Below are 18,216 nucleotides of genomic sequence, written 5' to 3' on the forward strand. Positions count from 1 at the left end.
GCTCGCTCCCACAGGGGATTTTTTGTGAATGCAAAAGTTGTGTTCGCGGAAGATCCAATTGTGGGAGCGAGCTTGCTCGCGATGGCGATCTTCCAATCGAAAGTGCCTTCGAACCTTATGGCCCAAGCCCCACTCTGACATTGGGTTATCATGCTGGCTTTCCCAATGACCGACTGATCGCCATGACTGCCCTGACCGACACCCTGCTGCAAGCCCTCGAACACTGCGACATGCTGATCATCGATGGGCTGCACGCATTCGATTTCTCCCTCGACGAGCAGGACCAATTGCACGTCGAGTGCATGAACGGTCGCACCCTCGAACACTGGCGTTTCACGCCGACGCAGATGCAGGCCGCGACCTTCGACAAAGCCCTGAAGCATTGGATCATCACCAGCGATTCGGGCGACCACCACCTGGAATGCGTGGAAGCGACCAGCGGCCACGACGATGAGGACTCCGATCATGAAGATGCGTAGTTTCTGGCCCTTGTTGATGGCCGGCAGTTTGGGCGCCATGGGCGTCCAGGCCGACACCAGCGATCGTCATCAATTGCTGGTGGGTTCCTACACCGCCGGGCAGAGCCAGGGCATCTACCGATTGCAATTCGACAGCCGCACCGGCCAGCTCGATGCCAATCCGTTGCAGGTGATCAAGACCGACAACCCCTCCTGGCTGACCCTATCCAAGGACCTGACGCGGCTGTTCGTCGTCAACGAAAACGGGCCGGGCCAGAAGGACCCGGTGGGCAAGGTCAGCAGCTATGCCATCGATCCGAAGACCCATGAGCTGAGCCTGATCAACCAGGTGCAGTCCCTGGGCAACGAGCCGACCCATTCCAGCTTGAGCCTGGACGGCCAGCATTTGCTGGTGAGTAATTATTCCGTCCTGGAGAACCCGGGCGGCACTTTAGTGGTGCTGCCGGTGGGCGTGGACGGCAAGCTGGCGCCGGTGGTGCAAGCGGGCGGCCATCAGCCGAGTCGGGTCAATTCCGAGCGGCAGAAGTCCGGCCATGTGCATTCGGCGGTGCCTTCGCCCGATGGCAAGTATGTGTTCGCCAATGACTTGGGGGCGGACAAGGTGTTTGTCTACCGCTACGACCCCAAGGCCAACCCCGAAATGCCGCTGACGCCAGCCGAACCGCCGTTCGTGCAGTTGCCGCCGGGTAGCGGGCCGCGTCACCTGTTGTTCAGTGGCGACGGCAAGCACGCCTGGCTGACGATGGAAATGACCGCCCAGGTCGCCGTATTCGATTACCAGGACGGTCGCCTGACCCAGCGCCAGTTGGTCAATCTTGCCGACGGAAAACCCCAGCCGGGTAAAGCGGCAGCAGCGTTGCATGCCTCCAGGGATGGCAAGTTTCTCTATGTCAGCAATCGTGGCACCACCAATGAGCTCCTGGTGTTCGCCATCGACCCGACTGCTGGCACGCTGAAGGAGCTGCAACGGCGCTCCGTCGAGGGTGATCACCCCCGGGAGTTCAGCCTCGATCCGAGCGAAAAATTCATCCTGGTCGCCAATCAGAAGAGCAACCAGATCGTGGTCATCGAGCGCGATTCAAAGACCGGCCTGCTGGGCAAGACCGTCCAGAAGTTGCCGATGGATGCGCCGAGCGATTTGAAATTCCTCGTTCGTCAATAACGCCAAGGCCCCGATTCTCGGGGCCTTCGCCGTTGTATCAACGCGGCTGATAGTCGCTAGTATTACAAAGCATTTCAAGGCGAGACGCCTCGACGCGTAAGTTTGCTTCACGGCCCCACCGGGCAAATCAGCCAACTGAATCCGAGGACTACCGCCATGAACCTGAATCTCTTCTCCGTTATCGCTGCTTCCGCCATCTCCGCCACCGTGGCATTGCCGGCCAGTGCCAGCGTCGAAATCAGCAACAAGCAAAACCGCACCCAGAGCTACACCGAGAAATACCTGCAACAGAGCGCTAACTTCTACGCGGCGCTGGACCACAAGACTCAACACTGAATCACGCTGACCACTGAAGCCTGCGATCTTTTCATCTCCCCATGCAGTTCCAGGGAGAGACAAGATCGCAGGCTTCGTGCGTTTGGGAGGAAAATCCCGTTGTGATATCACATGGCCATGTGTTTAAATTTGACGCTAGTTAATTGACTCCTTTGCGCTAAGGATCGACACCATGGTGATGCGTCTGGCAGTGATGTTGCTGTTCCTTTATTCCACCCCGATTGTCTCGGCCGCCCAGCCCGTTCCCGGCGAACTGGAAGTGGCTCGGGAGCGGTTGTTGAGCTTGCTGAGCGACTGAAGGGGACTTTCTATCAATCAATAAAACTGATGGTGACTATGCATACTAGTCGCTACTCATAACGGTTTATTTGATTGATCCTGTGGGCATTCAAACATGCCCACGGAGAACCCCATGGCCAGCGCAATCCTGTCTTCTGCCAAACACGGCGCCTATATAGCCATTGGTTTCTATGTGGCGTTGGTGCTGCTGGTCAGTGTTGGAGCCCAGTATGAGGGTATCGTTGAGACCTCCCTGCAGGCTTCCACCCTTGGTCATCATCCAGTCTCCGCTGTCGCTGTTGAACAGGGCGCAGTGAAAGGAGCCGCTGGGGCATGAGCAGGTGCAAATTCTGGGTGATCGCCTTCCTGGCATTCATCACCAATGGTTTTTCCTTACTCGGAATGGGGCAGGCGTCGGCGGGGTCGTTGGCGCGGACGATCGAGTGCAACCACAACATCGCCCATAACATCCTCACCGCCCGGGCATTGGGCGTGTTGGTGGGGAATCCGCCGGTCAAGCCAAGGGTGGCGGTGTTTGGGCCGTTTCAAATTGATTGCGCCAGAGTGCGCATGTGCAGCGCCGAGGCTTGAACAGGTTGTCGAGCTGTGTGGCGAGGGACCTTGCTCCCGCTGGCCTGCGCAGCAGGCCCATTCGGGCTATATCCAAAGCGTCTGCTGCGCAGCCGAGCGGGAGCAAGCTCCCTCGCCACAAAAGCACGCGCGCTGGATCAATATCTATTTGGCCATGATCGCCACGAACAGCTCGGAATCGAGCAAACCCTCCAGCCAGTCCTGTAGCCGAGGGTAGGGCGCCTGGGCAAACCACTGGCGATCGACATGGGCAAACTGGCGCACGAACGGCAGTACTGCGACGTCCGCCAGGCTCAGGTGCGCCGCCACCAGGAACGGTCGCGCTTGCAGCCGTTCTTCCAGCTTGCGCAGAAACGCTTCGCCTTCACTTCGATAGTGTTCCATCGGCTGTTCGGGATGACGTTCCGGGTATTTGTAGCGGTTAAGGTGAGGCTTGAATACCTGGTCGTTTTCCTCGATCAGCTCCGCCGTAAGCCGCTGGCCCTCGGGGTCGTCCGCCAGCCTCCAATCCTGCGGATCACGCTGGTCGAGTGCCCAGCGCATGATCTCAAGACTTTCATCGATGACTCGCCCGTCGACGTGCAACACCGGCACCGTACCCTTGCTCGACAGCGCTAGCATTTCGGCTGGCTTGGCCTTGAGGCTGACTTCGACGATGTCCAGCGCGATAGCGCTGTAGCGCAACGCCATCCGAGCGCGCATGGCGTAGGGGCAGCGGCGGAAGGAATACAGCGTGGCTTGGCTCATTTCACCTCCACCGTGCTCAACCCGTTGCCCTGGCGGCGCACCTGAATCTGCACCGGGATCCGCTCGTGCATTTCCTGCACGTGGGAGATAACCGCGACCTTGCGGCCCTGGGCCTGCAAGCCATCGAGGGCGTCCATCGCCAGTTGCAGCGACTCGGGGTCGAGGCTGCCGAAACCTTCGTCAATGAACAGCGACTCGATTCTCAGCGTGCTGGACGCCATCGACGCCAGGCCCAGCGCCAGGGCGAGGGAGACGAGGAAGGTTTCGCCGCCGGACAACGAATGCACCGAGCGCAGTTCGTCACCCATTTCGGTGTCCATCACCAGCAGCCCGAGCATGCTACCGCCGCGCTTGAGGCGGTAGCGGCGAACCAATTGCCGCAACTGGGCGTTGGCGTGGTGCACCAGCAAATCGAGGTTGTACGCCTGGGCCAGTTTGCGGAAGCGGTCGCCGGTGGCTGAGCCGATCAGCGCATCCAGGCGTGCCCAGCGCTGGTACTCGGTGTAGGCCTGCTCGATCTGCTGGGCGAGGGCCTGGTTGGCGTTCTGTCGACGCTGGTCCTCGGCTTGCTCGGCGCGCAAGTCCGCACACTGTTGTTCACTGGCGGTAAATTGCTCATGCAGCGTGGCGAGGGCATCAGCCAACTGTTCGGCCGGCAGGTTGCCGTTGTCTTGCGCCTGGTGGTTGTGCAGGCGCAGCTCCCGTTCGGTGAGCAGTACGCGGGCCTGCTCGATGGCTTTTTCGCTGTTGAGCAGGCGTTGTCGCAACTGCGCCACTTGTTGCTCGTCAAGGCTGAGCAGGGCGTCGAGCGCCGCGTCGTCCAGTTCCGAGTGAGAGGCGCGCCATTGGGCGATGCCCGCGGCCAACGTTTGCTGTTCGGCCTCCAGCGCCTGGGCCTGTTCCTGCCGGGCCTTGAGTTCGGCCGCCAGTTGCACGAGGTTGTTACGCAGGTCCTGCAACTGTTGATTGGCGCTGGCCTCGGCCTGACGAGCCTGTTCCAGCGCCACGTCGAGCTGCTGCTGCCATTGTTCGGCGCTGGAGTATTCGCCCAGCAGTTGTGTGAGTTTTTCCTGGCAGGCCTGTTGCTGTTCGGCCAGGGCATTGAACTGCTGCTGTGCCGATTCCAATTGCTGCACGCGGAGCTGCTGGCGATCCTGCTCTTTCTCCAAGGCTTGCTGGCGCTGAAGTTGCTCGGCGAGTTCTTCGCGTTGCTGTTCCGATTGCGCGAGGCGCTGGCTGATCCGTTGGTCAAGTGCCATGAACGTGGCGGCCGGTTCGCTGCGCAGGGCCTGCAAGGTGTCGGCCGGCAACAGCGCGCTGAAGTGCTCGAGCTCCTCGTCCAGGCGCTGGCGATCCCGGGCCAATTCCTGTTGCTGGTTGCTCAGGTGCTGCGACGCTTGTTGGTTGGCTGTCTCTGCATCGCGCAGTTGCTGGGTCAGCCGCGCGGCGTCCTGTTGCAGGGTGAGCAGGGCAGCCTGGCGTTGTTCGTCCTGGCTGATGCGCAGCTGCAGTTGGCTGGTTTGCTGGGCCAGCCAGGCGTCGCGCTTGGGCGAATCCTGGGCGAACATCTGCGCCGACAACGGGTGGGCTTCAAGGCTTGGCGCCAGGCCCTGATGCTGGGTGGCGAGTTGTTCCTGCTGTTGCTTGAATTCCTTGAGCTGGGCGATGACGCCGCTGTACTGCGCCCTGAGATCGATGACTTTTTCGTTGAGCAGGTCCACCGCTTTGCGGGCGTTGGCCTGTTCGCTTTCATCGAAGCGACCGAGGCTCTGCAGCAGTGCTTCGGGTTGATGGTAAGGATGTTCGACGCTGCCGCACACCGGGCAGGGCTGGTTGTCTTGCAGTTGTTCGCGCAGTTGCTCGACGCTTTCGCTGCGAGCCAGGCGCTGGCGCTCCAGCAGTTCGCGGGTCACGGTCAGGGTCTGCTCGGCGATCGTCAGCTCGGCCTTGGCTTCGCCGCCTTCGCGCACCAGTCGGTCGCGTTCCTGCAAGGCCCGCTGCTGGCGTTGCTCAAGTTCCGCGCGGCGTTTGTCCAGTTCCTGTTGGCTGGCCCACAACCGAGCCAGTTCCTCGACAGCGCGCAGTTGCTTGCGGTTGTCCTGCAAGAGGTTGCCGAGCAACTGGATCTGTTCGGCCACCGCCTGCGGTTCGGCGTCGGCCTCCTTGTAGAGCACTTCAAGGTCTTGGCGACGGGTTGCAAGGTCCTCGGCGGCACGCGCCGCGTTTTGCTCCAGCAGCGCCAGTTCGTCCTGGCCCTTGTTCAGCCGATTGCCGATCAGCATCAATTGTTGAAGGCGATCGCGATAGGCACCCCAGGCATCGCTCAGTGGTGCGAGCCCGGTGCTTTGTTCCAGTTCTGCGGCGATCCGTTGCAGGCGTTCGCCCACCTGTCGCTGCTGTTCCAGTAGGGAGTCGAGGGTACGCTGGCCGTCGGTGCAAGCCAGTTGGGCCTGTTGCAGCTGCTCGGCGCGCTGGCCGGCTTCCTGGTTCAGGCGAGCGAGGCTGCTTTGTTCATCGAACGCCTGGCGCAGCAGGGGCGCGTTGTCGGTGCTCTGCTGGCGGGCCGCGACCAGTGCCAGTTGCGCCACGCCCAGGCCTTTTTCCAATTCGCCCTGTTGTTCATGCAACTCGACTTGCTGCTGGGTCAGCTGCTGGATCTTGATCGCCAGTGGCTCGAACTGCCGGGCCAGTTCCGCCTGCCGGATGAACTGATGCCGCTGCGGCGCCAGTTGTTCCAGGCGGACCAGCTTCAGGCGTTCATCGGCCTGCGCGTCCCAATCAGCCTGGGCTTGTTGCAGTTGCTCGGCGGCGCTGGCCTGTTCGTCCTGTAACTGGCGCAGGTCCTTCAACCAGGTTTGTTGCTGCTCCAGTTGCTTGAGCTGCGCCTGTTGGGTCTTGAGTGCTTGCTGGGCCTGGTTCACGCGCTCATCCAGGTCGGCGCGGGCCTCAGGCGCCAGGGGCGTGACGCCGCTGGCCTGGTCCTGCAGCTGCTTGTGGGTTTCCTTGGCCTGCTTGGCCTTGTCGAAGGCGCGGCGGCCGAGGCGGGTATACAGGGCGGTGTCGGTGAGTTTTTCCAGCAGTTCGCTGCGGTCGTTGTCATCGGCCTTGAGAAACGCACTGAACTCGCTCTGTGCCAGCAGCACGGCGCGGGTGAACTGTTCGAAATTCAGGCCGAGGGCGGCTTCAAGTTGAGCCTTGTATTCGCCTTTCTGGCTGGCCAATAGCTGGTCGTTGTCCAGATCCCGCAGGCTCTGGCGGCTGGCCTGCAGCTTGCCGGCGGCTTTTTCCCGGGCGCGATTGGCCTCCCAGCGGGCCCGGTAGCGGCGACCGTCGATGCCGCGAAAATCCACTTCGGCATAACCGTCGCCGGTGCCACGGCGTAACAGCGTGCGCGGATCGCCCGTGGCGATTTCACCGTCGGCGTCCGGCACCTTGGCGTCCCGCCCGGTGTTGTTCAGGCGCGGCACCGCGCCGAACAACGCCAGGCACAAGGCATCCAGCAGCGTGCTCTTGCCCGCGCCCGTGGGACCGGTGATAGCGAACAGGCCGGCGCTGGCCAGCGGCTCGGCGGTGAAATCGATTTCAAATGGCCCGGCCAGGGACGCAAGGTTCTTGAGGCGGATGGCGAGGATCTTCATGGCTGTTCGCTCTCCATCTGCACATCCTGCAAGAGCACGGCGAAATCCTTCAGCGTCTGTTCGTCCACTTCACTGCCGTAGGTGTCCTGCCAGGCGCGGCTGAACAAATCCTGCGGGCTGAGCTGATCCAGTTCGATCAATGCGGCGCCTTCCTCGGCGCCTGCGGTGGCGCCGCTGCCGGCGTACTCGGCGGCGATTCGCACCAGCCGCACGGCTTTGCCTTGCAGGGCCGTTTCCACTTGCTGACGCAGGTCGGGTTGCGGCTCGTCGAGGCGCACCCGCACCTCCAGCCAGGGTTGGCGCTGGACATCGGCCAGCAGGTCAATATCGGGCAGGTCCTTGAGTTGCACCAGGACATCGGCCAGGGGCGCCGGGCCCAGGCGTTGCAGGTTGACGGCGCGGGGGATCAGCCGTGGCTCGACGTTCAGCAGTTTCTCGCCGTCCAGGGTGATGTCGAGGATCTGGTGCTGATAGCCGATTTCCGAGAACGACAGCGGGATGGGCGAGCCGCTGTAGCGAATGCGCGTTTCCCTATTGACCTTCTGTGGCTTGTGCAAGTGACCGAGGGCGACATACGTGATGCTCGGGCCGAACAGGCTGGCGGGCAGGGCTTCGGCATTGCCGATGATCAGGCTGCGCTCGGAGTCCTCCGACACCGAGCCACCCGCCATGTGCGCATGGCTGATGGCGATCAGTGCCTGGCCTTTCTTGCGCTTGGCATTGGCGGCGGCAATCAGCCATTCATGGACCTGGCCGATGCCCCGCAAGTAATCGTCCCCCAGTTGTGCGCCCGTGACCTCGGCCGGTCGCAGGAACGGCAGGGCCAGGCACCAGGCCCGGACCTTGCCCTTGGCGTCGGGCAACGGCAGCAACAGGCGCTCGACGTCCAGTTGTCCATCGTCCAGCCACAGGACGCGGCCCAGGGCATGGGTGCGCAAGCGGCGCATCAATGGCGCGGGCAGTTCGATCCGAGAGCCGGAATCATGATTGCCGGCGATCATGACGATGGTCAGGTTGGCGTTTTGTTCGTGGGCACTGACGATGAAGTCGTACAGTCGCTCCTGGGCTTTGACGGGCGGGTTGACCGTGTCGAAGATATCGCCGGCAATCAGCAGCACGTCGGGTTTTTCGCTGGCCAGCTGACGCAGCAGCCAGTCAAGGAAACAGGCGTGCTCGAAGTCGCGATCCTGGCCGTGGAGGTTTTGCCCCAGATGCCAGTCGGAGGTGTGAAACAGACGCAAGGCAGACTCCAGAAACAGACGGTGGCCGCGGGAAGAGAGGCGGCGCAAAAATGCAGAGTTTACTGGGAAACGCAGGGGAGGGGCTGCTCAACTTTGTCGGGACCTGCACAGCACCTGTGGCGAGGGAGCTTGCTCCCGCTGGGCTGCGCAGCAGCCCCAAAACCAGGCACCCAGGTGTGTCAGAAGGGTTGCATTGATGATTCAGGGCCGCTTCGCGCCCCAGCGGGAGCAAGCTCCCTCGCCACAACAGCCTCCAACATCCAGGTTACTTGGGATAAAGCGGCGGCAAGCTCGAATCACTGGCGCCGTCCAGCGTTCCTTCAAGCGGCGGAATGGTGCGGATGGCCCGCCACAAATCCTCGCCTTGCCAGTGCTGGCCGGTTTCGCTGTAGAGGGCGCCGTTCAAGCCGTCGAGGGCGTCGGACAACGGCACGAAACGCGCGGCCATGTCCGCGAGGGTCTCCGGCTGCTGCCGGGCCCAGGCGTCCAGTGCCTGGCGAGTGGCGTGCGGGTCGTTGGCCAGGCAGGCCCGCTTGAGGTCGTCCAGCAACGTGCGCGGGCTAGGCCCGGCCTGGGTCGAGCGCAGCACCGCCGGTTGCCAGCGGGCCCGCCACCACAGGCCGAAACCGAGCAGTGTGGTACAGGCGAGGATGAGCGTGCTCAATTGCCAGTACCACAGCGCCTCGCTGTCAACGGTCGTGACGATCTGGGTCGTGCCCGCCGGGGTGTCGACCATCAGGCTCGGGTTGTTCGCCACTTGCAGGGTCCGCGCGGGCAGGCTGGTGCGGTCCAGGTGATCTTCCAGGGTGTTCCACCAGACCACTTCCACCGGCGGCAGCTCGATGGTGCCGCTGCGGTTGGGCACCAGGGCTTCGCGGTCTTCACGGCTGCCCACCAGGCCACGTTCGCTGCTGCGGCTGCTGAGCACCGGTTGGTCGGGGTAACGCCGCAGGCCGTTGATTTCAGTCGCTGGCAGCGGCGGCAACTGGGCGCTGGTCAAGCCTTCGGCTTCCAGGGTCAGGCTGCGGGTCAACGAGTCGCCGACCTGGCTATGGGTCGGTTCCGGGCTCCAGCTTTCGCTCAAGGAAAGGCTGCGGGCCGGAAGCCAGGGGAGGTCGGCCGGGTAGCTGGCGGGCTTTGGCTTGACGGTCAGCATCAGTTGCGTGGAACTCACACGCATCAGCTGGCCGGGCTTGGCCCCCTGCGATGCGGTGCCCTGGGCCACCGGCTCGACCAGGGTGGCGCTGAAGGTCTGGGCCGGGATCGCCAGTTCGCCGCTGCGTTGCGGGTAGATGCCATAACGCAGTTCGATCACGCCGTGGCGCACGTCGTTGATGACTTTTTCATAGGTGCGGGATTCGCCCAGTTGCTCGGTGCGAGCATCCGGGATATGGAGCGGTGTCAGGCTGCTGTCGTCGTACAGCGACACCGAATGGTAGATGCGCAAGGTCAGGATCGCCTGGGCCTGTACGTACACTTCGGCCTGGTCGAGGCTGGCCTCGATGAACACCGGTTCGAGGGTGCCGGAGGCGTTGCGGGTTTCGCTCTCGATCACCTGCAATGTGATCGGCTGGCTGGTCACTTCGCCCAATTGCAGGGCGGGAATGACCACGGTGCCGCTCTGGCGCGGCAGCAGCGTCACGATCCAGCGCGTGGTGGCGCGGTTCTCGCCGTCGAGGGTGGTCAATTGGTTGACCTGGCGGGTGCCCCGGACATCGAACAGCGCCTGCAGCGGGCTCAGGTCGGGTTTGCCGAACAGCGTGGCATCGTTGGATTCCAGCGTCAGCTCGACGGTCTCCCCGGAGTTCAACCGGCTGCGATCCACGCTGGCAGTCAACTGCGCGGCCTGGGCCCCGGCGGTCCAGAGCAGCAAGGCGAGGAGGTAGGCGGTAAAGCGGGTCATGGGTGTTTTCCCTGGGCCTGATGGCTTTGCTGTTCATACCAGAATTTTCGTCGAAGCAGTTCGCCCGGGTTGTCCGGGATCTGGCGCAGCCACTGTTCCAGCGCCTGGCGTTGTTCTTCTTCGTTGCGTTGACCTGCGGCCGGGCGAAGCGGCGGGGTGGTGGTCTGCTCGTCGGGCAATTCGCTGCCCGGCACATCCTGGGCACCGGGCGGAGGATCCTCGGTCGGCTGGGCGTCGTTCGGGGTGGCGGTCGCTTCGGAGGAGGGATGGCCCTGCTCGGACGATTGGCTCGGCCTGTCGGTCTCCTGTGGTTCCTCGCTGGGGGGAGGTTCCGGGGTTTCGGCAGGTTTGGGTGGGGCCGCTGGCGGAGCTTGTTCTTGCAGCAAGCTTTCCACCAGGGCCTTGTTGGTCTGCGCCGGACGCAGGTCCGGTTGCAGTTCCAGGGCCTGCTCATAGGCGTCGACCGCGGCGTCCAGCTCGCCGCTGCGGGCCAGGGCGTTACCGCGATTGTAATGGGCGCGGGCGTCATTGCCTTCGGCAAAGCGCTGGGCGGCTTCGCTGTACCGGCCGGCTTCGTACAGGGCGACCCCCTGCCATTGGCTGTCCTCGAAATGCGCGGCGGCCTCGGCCGGGCGCTTTTGCTTGAGCAGGTGTTGGCCCTGTTGGTCCGGGCGCAACCATAAATCCTCGAACTCGAAGGCATGGCCGGTCTGCGGCAATGCCAACAGCAATGGCAGGCAGAAAAGCCAACCGCGCCGCCCGGCGCACGCTGCCAACAACAACAGCGGTAACAGCAGCCAATAGCCCTGGTCGGCCCAGGTGTCCAGGCGCAGTTTCTGGCCATCGCTGCGCAGGTGTCGCGGTCCCTCCAGCAGGCCCAGGCCGCGCAGGTCCCGGTCGTCCAGGCGTGCCGGACGGTAGCGGCCGTCCAGCTCACTGACGAAGGACTTGAGGCCCGGGCTGTCCAGGCGCGGAACCAGGATCGCGCCCTTTTCATCCTTCAGGTAACTGCCGTCATCCTGGGCCACTGGTGCGCCTTCCCGGGTACCGATGCCGAGCATCAGCAGGCGTGTGGCGGAGCCGTCCAGAACCTGGCGAATGCCTTGCCGTTCCTCCTCGTTCAGGGAGGAACCGATCAGCAGGATTCGTCCGTGGCCAAGCCCGGCCTGGTCCAGCAGCGTCATGGCCTTGTTGACGGCCAGGTCGGCGCGGTGGCCGGCTTGGGGCATGATCGACGGTTTCAGGGCTTCGAGCAGGTTGGCGCTGGTGGCGAGGTCGTCCGACAGCGGGACCAGGGTGTGCGCACTGCCTGAGTAGACGACGATCGCGGTCTGCGCGTCGCTGCGGCTATGCAGCACGTCCAGCAGTTTGCGCCGCGCCTGTTCCAGGCGCGTGGGCGGGACGTCGGTGGCGAGCATCTCCGGGGTCAGCTCGAGGATGACCACCAGCGGATCGGCAGGTTTCTGGCTGGTCTGTTCGACGCGCGTCCAACTGGGGCCCAGCAACGCCAGCACCATCAGCAGCCAGCCCAGCCCGAGGGCAATCCAGGGCAGCTTGCTTTCACGGCCGCTGCCGCCGCTGAGCAGCACTGCGTGAAACGCCGGAGGCAGGATCATCTGCCAGCGGCCCACGCGTTTCTGACGGTGCCACAATTGCCAAAGCAGCCAGCCCAGCAAGGGCAGCAGCAGGATGAAACCGGGGCGCAGCCAATGTGGCCAGAGCGCGATCATCGGCGCCTCCGCAGTCGCAGACGCTTGAGCCGCTGCCGCCATTCGGACGGTTGTGACGGCTGGAACAAGGGCTGGGTGAACAGGCGCTGCAACGGGTTATCCGGCCAGCGTTCCCGGGCCACCAGCAACAGGCTCAGCAGCAGCGCGACCGCCAGCGGCCAATGATAGAGCGCCTGGGCTGGACGGGCCTGGGTCGGCTGTTGGGTCACCGGCTCCAGTCGGTCGAGGGTGGTCTTGATCGTCAGCAACTGCTCACCGTCCTGGGCGCGGAAATACTGGCCGCCGGTGACCTGGGCAATTTCCCTGAGGGTCGCTTCGTCGAGATCCAGGCTCGGGTTGACACCCAAAAAGCCCGCCGTGCCGCTTTGCTCCGGATCGGCGCCTACGCCGATCGTATAGATTTTCACGCTTTCATCGGCGGCCAGCCGGGCGGCAGTCAGGGGATCGATTTCACCGCCGTTGTTGGCGCCATCCGTGACCAGGATCAGTACGCGGCTCTGGGCCGGACGCTGGCGCAGGCGTTTGAGCGCCAGGCCGATGGCATCGCCGATGGCGGTGTTCTTGCCGGCGATGCCGACGCGCGCCTCGTCGAGCCAGCGCCGCACGGTATGACGGTCGAAGGTCAACGGTGCCTGCAGATACGCCTGGCTGCCAAACAGGATCAGGCCGACCCGGTCGCCTTCGCGGCTTTCCAGAAAGTCCCCGAGCATGCGCTGGACCAGCCCCAGGCGGCTGATGTCTTCTTCCTGCCACTGCATGTCAGGAAAATCCATGGACCCGGAAACGTCCACGGCGACCAGCAAGTCGCGACCGCTTGCGGCAATCGGCAACGGCTCGCCCAGCCACTGCGGACGGGCGGCAGCGATCAACAGCAGCAGCCAGAGCAGGATGAAGGGTGCCTGTTGGCGCCAGGTGGGCAGGTTGGCCCGGGCGCGACGCCCCACGAGTCCTTCGAGGTCTTCCAGGAAACTGACCTTGAGTGCCGGCTCGCCGCTGTCCGCCGCCGGCAATACCAGGCGCATCAGCCAGGGCAACGGCAACAGGACAAAGATCCACGGCCAGGCGAATTCAAACATGTTTGCGAATCCATATCTCGACGGCTTGGGTCAGGCCGGCGATGGCTTTGTCATCGAGCTTGCATTCGGGCTTGTAGGCGCCTTCAACCAGGATCATCCAGCGAGTCAGGCCGGCGGCCGGGCAGCGGTTGTCCAGGAACGCCAGCCACTTGCGCCCGTTGAGGGTGTGGCTCTGGCTGTAAGGATAATGGTTACGGCACAAACGCTTGAGCAGCCCGTTGAGTTGCTGCAGCCAGGCGCCGGCCGGCGCGCCGTCGTAGGGCTTGGGCAGCAGGGCGAGCTCGGCCAACGCCGCCAGGCGGACCGGGTCCAGCGGCTGTTCGGCGCGGGCGGTGTTGCGCTTGACCGGAATGAACCGGCGCAACTGCCAGGCACCCACGCCCAGCAGAGGCAGCAATACCAGCAATAGCCACCAGCCCGGCGCGGGCGGCCAGAATCCGATGGGCGGCGGGGCCATGAGCGGTTGCAACTGGTCGAGGCTGCTCATCGGGTTTTCCCCGGCCGCTTGGGGTTCAGGTATTCGCGCAGCTGTTCGACCATGTCGCCCTGGGTGCTCAAGGGCAGCATCAGGATCCGCAGCTTCTGGGCCAGCATCTCCCAGCGCTCCAGCCGTGCCTCGGCCTGGGCGCGGTAGGTCTGGCGCAACTCGACGTTCAAGGTGTCGAGCTCCAGCTGTTCGCCGCGCTGGGCAAAACGCAGCAATCCGGCGGCGGGCAGGGCGTGGTCCAATGGGTCGGACAATGGCAACAGCAACAGGTCGCAATGGCGCGACAGCAAACTCAGTTGTTGTTCCGCGCTGTCGGACAAGGCGCGCTCGTCGCAAATCACGATCGCCAGGCTGCCAGGGCGCAGCACCTCCCGGGCGCGGCGCAAGGCCACGCCAAACGAGTCGCGGTCCGACTCGCCGTCGGTGTGCAGCGATTGATTGACGCGCACCAGGCGGTTGAGCAACTGCAGCAGGCTTTGTTTGCTGCGCCGTGGCTTGACTTCGTAGTGGGTGTTATTGCCGAACACCAAACCGCCAACCCGGTCGTTGTGCCCCAGCGCGGCCCAGCCGATAAGGCTCGCGGCCTGGGCGGCGAGCACCGACTTGAAGATCAGCCCGGAACCGAAGAACAGGCGATGGCTCTGCTCGATCATGATGAAGATCGGCCGCTCGCGCTCTTCGTGGAACAGTTTCGTGTGAGGTTCCTGGGTCCGTGCGGTGACGCGCCAGTCGATGGTGCGCACATCGTCGCCGGCCTGGTAGATCCGCACCTGGTCGAAATCCACCCCGCGCCCGCGCAGCTTGGAATGGTGCAGGCCGATCAGCGGGCTGCGCTGGCCGGGCGTGGAAAACAACTGCACTTCGCGCACGCGATGGCGCATCTCGATCAGCTCCGAAAGGCTGACGCGGATGCCCGGGACGGGCGCGAGTGGGTTATTCATGATGGATACTCAAGCGACGGCGACGACGTCGAGAATCCGCTGCACGACCCGGTCCTGGTCAATGCCGGCGGCTTCGGCTTCGAACGACAGGATGATGCGATGGCGCAGTACGTCGAACAGCACGGCCTGGATGTCTTCCGGGCTGACGAAGTCGCGCCCGGCCAGCCAGGCGTGGGCGCGGGCGCAGCGATCCAGGGCAATCGAGCCCCGCGGGCTGGCGCCATAGGCAATCCACTCGGCCATCTCCGGATCGAACTTGGCCGGGTTGCGAGTGGCCATGATCAGTTGCACCAGGTATTCCTCCACGGCGTCGGCCATGTACAACCCGAGGATTTCCTTGCGCGCGGCAAAAATCGCCTGCTGGCTGACACGACGCTCGGGCTTGGTTTCACCATTCAGCGCTTCACCCCGGGCCTGCTGCAGGATACGGCGCTCCACCGCGGCGTCCGGGAAGCCAATCTTCACGTGCATCAGGAACCGGTCGAGTTGGGCTTCGGGCAATGGATACGTGCCTTCCTGCTCGATCGGGTTCTGCGTGGCCATCACCAGGAACAGCGGCGACAGTTCATAAGTGCTGCGCCCGACGCTGACCTGCCGCTCGGCCATGGCTTCGAGCAAGGCCGACTGGACCTTGGCCGGTGCCCGGTTGATTTCGTCCGCCAGCACCAGGTTGTGGAAAATCGGCCCCTGCTGGAACACGAAACTGCCGGTTTCCGGACGATAGATCTCGGTGCCGGTGATGTCGGCAGGCAATAGGTCGGGTGTGAACTGAATGCGATGGAACTGCGCTTCGATCCCTTCGGCCAGCTCCTTGATCGCCTTGGTCTTGGCCAGGCCCGGCGCACCTTCCACCAACATATGCCCGTCGGCGAGCAGGGCGATGAGCAGGCGCTCGATGAGTTTTTCCTGGCCGAGAATCTGCGTAGAAAGAAAGGTTCGCAGCGCCAGCAGCGCTTCACGATGTTCCATCGATGACTGTTCCTGGAAAGGGTGGCCCCGGCGTTCGGATAACGCCGGGGCTGGGGGCGTTACTTTAATGCATGGCAGGGGGTGGCGACTAACGGGATTTTGATGGGGGTGCGGATTTGTGATCGGCTTGGATCTGTGGAAGCGGGCTTGCTCGCGAAGGCGGTGTGTCCATCGACGAAAATGTTGCCTGACACTACGCCTTCGCGAGCAAGCCCGTTCCCACAGGAGATGAGTGGCGGAACCAGGATCCAGGCACGCCGCAGTCCCACTGTGGGAGCGAGCCTGCTCGCGATGGCAATCGGGCGGGGCCGAGTGACTCAGCCTTTCCAAACCCCCGGATTGACCAGGTTCGCTGGCCTTTCACCCGCCAACGCCGCCAGCAGGTTCTCCACCGCACAACGCGCCATTGCCTCCCGGGTCTCGTGGGTAGCCGAGCCCATGTGCGGCGTCGCCACTACGTTATCCATCTGCAACAGTGGCGAATCCGGGTCCAGAGGCTCGTGCTCGAAAACGTCCAGCCCGGCGCCACGGATCTGCTCGTTGCGCAGGGCGTCGATCATTGCTGTTTCGTCGACGACTTTGCCTCGGGAGATATTGATGAAGATGCTTTCAGGGCGCATCTGGGCGAACGCGCGTGCATCGATCAGGCCTTCGGTCTCGGCGGTCAAGGGCAAGGTCAGACATATGAAATCCGCTTGTTGCAACAGCGTGTCGAGGTCGCAATAGCGCGCCCCGAAACGCTGCTCCACTGGAGGCTTGGGCGAATGACTGTGATAGAGCACCGGCATGCCGAAGCCGAAGTGTCCGCGTTGGGCCAAGGCTTCGCCGATGCGGCCCATGCCGACGATGCCCAGGGTCTTGCCATGGACGTCGCTACCGAAATGTCGCGGGCCGATGCTTTGTTGCCACCCGCCTGCACGAACCAGGTTGGCCAGTTCCACCACGCGTCGCGCCGTTGCCAGGATCAAGGCGAACCCGGTGTCGGCGGTGGTTTCGGTCAGCACATCCGGCGTATTGGTGAGCAGGATCCGGCGTTCGGTCAGGTAATCGATATCGTAATTGTCGACGCCGACCGAAACGCTGGCGATGGCCTCGAGATTCGGCGCCAGATCAAGCAACGACGCATCCAGCTTCAGGCTTGCGCCCAATAAGGCGTGGGCGCTGGGCAGGGCGTCGCGCAGTTGCGCCAGGCCCGGGGCGTCGAGGCGTTCGATGAGGGTGACTTGGGCCTGGGCCTGCAGGCGATCCATCAGTTGCGCTGAGAGTTTCTTGTACAACACCACGTGCTTTTTCATGGGATTTCTCGATTCAGGAACGGGCAGGCGCCGGGTGCGGCGTCACGGTTTTGGACACGACCCGGTCGCTGGCGCCGGGCTTGAGGGCGAGGGTCAGTACCACCGACAGCAGCAAGGCGCCGCTCATCAACAAGAAGGACATGCCGGTGGAGCCAGTGGAGCCGTTGAGGTAGCCCACCAGGTACGAGCCGCCGAACGAACCCAGTGCGCCCATGCTGTTGATCAGGGCCATGGCGCCACCGGCGACGTTGGCCGGGAGGATCTCCGGAACGATGGCGAAAAACGGACCGTAGGGTGCATACATGCAGGCTCCGGCGATCACTAGCAAGGCATAGGACCACCAGAAATGCTCAGCCCCGAGCAGGTAGGAGGCGTAGAACGCGATGGATGCGACCAGCAGCGGTGGCCAGACAAAGCGCTTGCGTTTCTGCACCTTGTCCGACGCCCAGGACACGATCAGCATGGCCACCACCGCCGCCAGATAAGGCAGCGATGACAGCCACCCGGCTTCGACCATGCTCATCTTCAAGCCGGCCTTGAGGATCGACGGCAACCAGAGCACAAACCCATAGACGCCGATGCTCCAGCAGAAGAATTGCAGGGCAAGGATGATCACTTTGGGTGAGCGAAAGGCCTCGGCGTAGTTCTTCACCGCCTTGATGCCCACCTGCTCGGCGGCCAGGGCGCTTTCCAAGTCTTGTTTTTCCTGTTCGCTGAGCCACTTGGCCTGGGCCGGGCAATCATCGGCCAGGCGCCACCAGACGAAGGCCCAGAGCACCGCCGGCAGGCCTTCGATGATGAACATCCAACGCCAGTCGAATTGCTGCACCAGATAGCCCGAGACCACCGACATCCACAGCATGGTCACCGGGTTGCCGAGGATCAGGAAGGTGTTGGCGCGCGAGCGTTCGGCCCGGGTGAACCAATGGCACAAATAGACCAGCATCGCCGGCATGACGGCGGCTTCCACCACGCCGAGCATGAAGCGGATCACGATCAGCCAATACGCGTTGGAGACCACGCCGGTGAGGGTCGCCAGCGAGCCCCAGAGGATCAGGCTGACGAAGATCAGCTTCTTCACGCTGTGCTTCTGCGCGTAGATCGCCCCGGGTACCTGGAAGAAAAAGTAGCCGAGGAAAAACAGCGCGCCGAGCAGCGATGACAGCCCTGGGGTAATCATCAGGTCCTCGGCCATGCCCGACGCGGCGGCAAAGCCATAGTTGGCCCGGTCGAGGTAGGCCAGGCTGTAGGTGATGAACACGATGGGCATGATGTACCACCAGCGGCGGGTGGCGAGGTTGAGCGTTTGCATGTCGTTGACTCCTGAGCTTGTTGTTTTTGT

General features: G+C 63.4%; 17 protein-coding genes. 6 read left to right on the forward strand and 11 right to left on the reverse strand.

Annotated elements, in window-relative coordinates:
- Window positions 1–182: 182 nt before the first annotated feature.
- The 6 genes from Q7C33_RS13325 (at window position 183) to Q7C33_RS13350 (ending at window position 2,847) form a co-directional block, all read left to right on the forward strand.
- A complete protein-coding gene (locus tag Q7C33_RS13325) occupies window positions 183–479 on the forward strand; it encodes a DUF5629 family protein (RefSeq protein ID WP_258650662.1) in 297 nt (98 codons plus the stop codon).
- Window positions 466–1,641: a lactonase family protein gene (locus tag Q7C33_RS13330; RefSeq protein WP_407683524.1), complete on the forward strand. Its 1,176-nt coding sequence runs from the start codon at window positions 466–468 to the stop codon at window positions 1,639–1,641. Before Q7C33_RS13325 ends, Q7C33_RS13330 begins: the two co-directional genes overlap by 14 nt.
- 156 nt (window positions 1,642–1,797) lie before the next feature.
- Complete coding sequence (locus Q7C33_RS13335; RefSeq protein ID WP_030142605.1) at window positions 1,798–1,977, forward strand: hypothetical protein; 180 nt, start codon at window positions 1,798–1,800, stop codon at window positions 1,975–1,977.
- 172 nt (window positions 1,978–2,149) lie between these two features.
- Window positions 2,150–2,275: a hypothetical protein gene (locus Q7C33_RS13340; RefSeq protein WP_261978327.1), complete on the forward strand. Its 126-nt coding sequence runs from the start codon at window positions 2,150–2,152 to the stop codon at window positions 2,273–2,275.
- A gap of 114 nt (window positions 2,276–2,389) precedes the next feature.
- Window positions 2,390–2,593: a hypothetical protein gene (locus Q7C33_RS13345; protein ID WP_030142604.1), complete on the forward strand. Its 204-nt coding sequence runs from the start codon at window positions 2,390–2,392 to the stop codon at window positions 2,591–2,593.
- A complete protein-coding gene (locus Q7C33_RS13350; protein ID WP_181290498.1) occupies window positions 2,590–2,847 on the forward strand; it encodes a hypothetical protein in 258 nt (85 codons plus the stop codon). Before Q7C33_RS13345 ends, Q7C33_RS13350 begins: the two co-directional genes overlap by 4 nt.
- A gap of 144 nt (window positions 2,848–2,991) precedes the next feature.
- Here the strand turns inward: Q7C33_RS13350 and Q7C33_RS13355 are convergent, their stop codons facing one another.
- The 11 genes from Q7C33_RS13355 to Q7C33_RS13405 all read right to left on the reverse strand — a co-directional run bounded on the left by Q7C33_RS13355 (window position 2,992) and on the right by Q7C33_RS13405 (window position 18,186).
- On the reverse strand, window positions 2,992–3,594 hold the full coding sequence (locus Q7C33_RS13355) for a glutathione S-transferase (RefSeq protein ID WP_030142602.1): 603 nt from the start codon (window positions 3,592–3,594) through the stop codon (window positions 2,992–2,994).
- Entirely contained in the window at window positions 3,591–7,232 is a 3,642-nt protein-coding gene (locus Q7C33_RS13360) for an AAA family ATPase (RefSeq protein WP_407683525.1), read from the reverse strand. Before Q7C33_RS13360 ends, Q7C33_RS13355 begins: the two co-directional genes overlap by 4 nt.
- Entirely contained in the window at window positions 7,229–8,473 is a 1,245-nt protein-coding gene (locus tag Q7C33_RS13365; protein ID WP_407683526.1) for an exonuclease SbcCD subunit D C-terminal domain-containing protein, read from the reverse strand. The genes Q7C33_RS13360 and Q7C33_RS13365 overlap by 4 nt, the downstream gene beginning before the upstream one ends.
- A gap of 265 nt (window positions 8,474–8,738) precedes the next feature.
- A complete protein-coding gene (locus Q7C33_RS13370; RefSeq protein WP_217861770.1) occupies window positions 8,739–10,376 on the reverse strand; it encodes a BatD family protein in 1,638 nt (545 codons plus the stop codon).
- Complete coding sequence (locus tag Q7C33_RS13375) at window positions 10,373–12,106, reverse strand: vWA domain-containing protein (protein ID WP_407683527.1); 1,734 nt, start codon at window positions 12,104–12,106, stop codon at window positions 10,373–10,375. Before Q7C33_RS13375 ends, Q7C33_RS13370 begins: the two co-directional genes overlap by 4 nt.
- Window positions 12,103–13,182, reverse strand: coding sequence for a vWA domain-containing protein (locus Q7C33_RS13380; protein WP_334597454.1), 1,080 nt, complete (start codon window positions 13,180–13,182; stop codon window positions 12,103–12,105). Before Q7C33_RS13380 ends, Q7C33_RS13375 begins: the two co-directional genes overlap by 4 nt.
- Window positions 13,175–13,669: a DUF4381 domain-containing protein gene (locus Q7C33_RS13385; RefSeq protein ID WP_030142596.1), complete on the reverse strand. Its 495-nt coding sequence runs from the start codon at window positions 13,667–13,669 to the stop codon at window positions 13,175–13,177. Before Q7C33_RS13385 ends, Q7C33_RS13380 begins: the two co-directional genes overlap by 8 nt.
- The gene (locus Q7C33_RS13390; protein WP_030142595.1) at window positions 13,666–14,610 is read right to left on the reverse strand and encodes a DUF58 domain-containing protein; all 945 of its coding nucleotides are present in this window, start codon (window positions 14,608–14,610) and stop codon (window positions 13,666–13,668) included. The genes Q7C33_RS13385 and Q7C33_RS13390 overlap by 4 nt, the downstream gene beginning before the upstream one ends.
- 9 nt (window positions 14,611–14,619) lie before the next feature.
- Window positions 14,620–15,579, reverse strand: coding sequence for an AAA family ATPase (locus Q7C33_RS13395; protein ID WP_030142594.1), 960 nt, complete (start codon window positions 15,577–15,579; stop codon window positions 14,620–14,622).
- Window positions 15,580–15,896: 317 nt separating this feature from the next.
- A complete protein-coding gene (locus Q7C33_RS13400) occupies window positions 15,897–16,874 on the reverse strand; it encodes a 2-hydroxyacid dehydrogenase (protein WP_407683528.1) in 978 nt (325 codons plus the stop codon).
- 13 nt (window positions 16,875–16,887) lie between these two features.
- Window positions 16,888–18,186, reverse strand: a complete 1,299-nt coding sequence (locus Q7C33_RS13405; RefSeq protein WP_407683529.1) for an MFS transporter — start codon at window positions 18,184–18,186, stop codon at window positions 16,888–16,890.
- Window positions 18,187–18,216: the final 30 nt, after the last annotated feature.

The sequence above is a fragment of the Pseudomonas sp. BP11-1-1 genome (assembly GCF_052112105.1).
Classification (GTDB): Bacteria; Pseudomonadota; Gammaproteobacteria; order Pseudomonadales; family Pseudomonadaceae; genus Aquipseudomonas; species Aquipseudomonas alvandae.

What these genes read in the sequence shown, in the direction of transcription:
- Q7C33_RS13325 (WP_258650662.1), top strand. Translation starts at nt 183, where the DNA reads ATGACTGCCCTGACCGACACCCTGCTGCAAGCCCTCGAACACTGCGAC.
- Q7C33_RS13330 (WP_407683524.1), top strand. Translation starts at nt 466, where the DNA reads ATGAAGATGCGTAGTTTCTGGCCCTTGTTGATGGCCGGCAGTTTGGGC.
- Q7C33_RS13335 (WP_030142605.1), top strand. Translation starts at nt 1,798, where the DNA reads ATGAACCTGAATCTCTTCTCCGTTATCGCTGCTTCCGCCATCTCCGCC.
- Q7C33_RS13340 (WP_261978327.1), top strand. Translation starts at nt 2,150, where the DNA reads ATGGTGATGCGTCTGGCAGTGATGTTGCTGTTCCTTTATTCCACCCCG.
- Q7C33_RS13345 (WP_030142604.1), top strand. Translation starts at nt 2,390, where the DNA reads ATGGCCAGCGCAATCCTGTCTTCTGCCAAACACGGCGCCTATATAGCC.
- Q7C33_RS13350 (WP_181290498.1), top strand. Translation starts at nt 2,590, where the DNA reads ATGAGCAGGTGCAAATTCTGGGTGATCGCCTTCCTGGCATTCATCACC.
- Q7C33_RS13355 (WP_030142602.1), bottom strand. Translation starts at nt 3,594, where the DNA reads ATGAGCCAAGCCACGCTGTATTCCTTCCGCCGCTGCCCCTACGCCATG.
- Q7C33_RS13360 (WP_407683525.1), bottom strand. Translation starts at nt 7,232, where the DNA reads ATGAAGATCCTCGCCATCCGCCTCAAGAACCTTGCGTCCCTGGCCGGG.
- Q7C33_RS13370 (WP_217861770.1), bottom strand. Translation starts at nt 10,376, where the DNA reads ATGACCCGCTTTACCGCCTACCTCCTCGCCTTGCTGCTCTGGACCGCC.
- Q7C33_RS13375 (WP_407683527.1), bottom strand. Translation starts at nt 12,106, where the DNA reads ATGATCGCGCTCTGGCCACATTGGCTGCGCCCCGGTTTCATCCTGCTG.
- Q7C33_RS13380 (WP_334597454.1), bottom strand. Translation starts at nt 13,182, where the DNA reads ATGTTTGAATTCGCCTGGCCGTGGATCTTTGTCCTGTTGCCGTTGCCC.
- Q7C33_RS13385 (WP_030142596.1), bottom strand. Translation starts at nt 13,669, where the DNA reads ATGAGCAGCCTCGACCAGTTGCAACCGCTCATGGCCCCGCCGCCCATC.
- Q7C33_RS13390 (WP_030142595.1), bottom strand. Translation starts at nt 14,610, where the DNA reads ATGAATAACCCACTCGCGCCCGTCCCGGGCATCCGCGTCAGCCTTTCG.
- Q7C33_RS13395 (WP_030142594.1), bottom strand. Translation starts at nt 15,579, where the DNA reads ATGGAACATCGTGAAGCGCTGCTGGCGCTGCGAACCTTTCTTTCTACG.
- Q7C33_RS13400 (WP_407683528.1), bottom strand. Translation starts at nt 16,874, where the DNA reads ATGAAAAAGCACGTGGTGTTGTACAAGAAACTCTCAGCGCAACTGATG.
- Q7C33_RS13405 (WP_407683529.1), bottom strand. Translation starts at nt 18,186, where the DNA reads ATGCAAACGCTCAACCTCGCCACCCGCCGCTGGTGGTACATCATGCCC.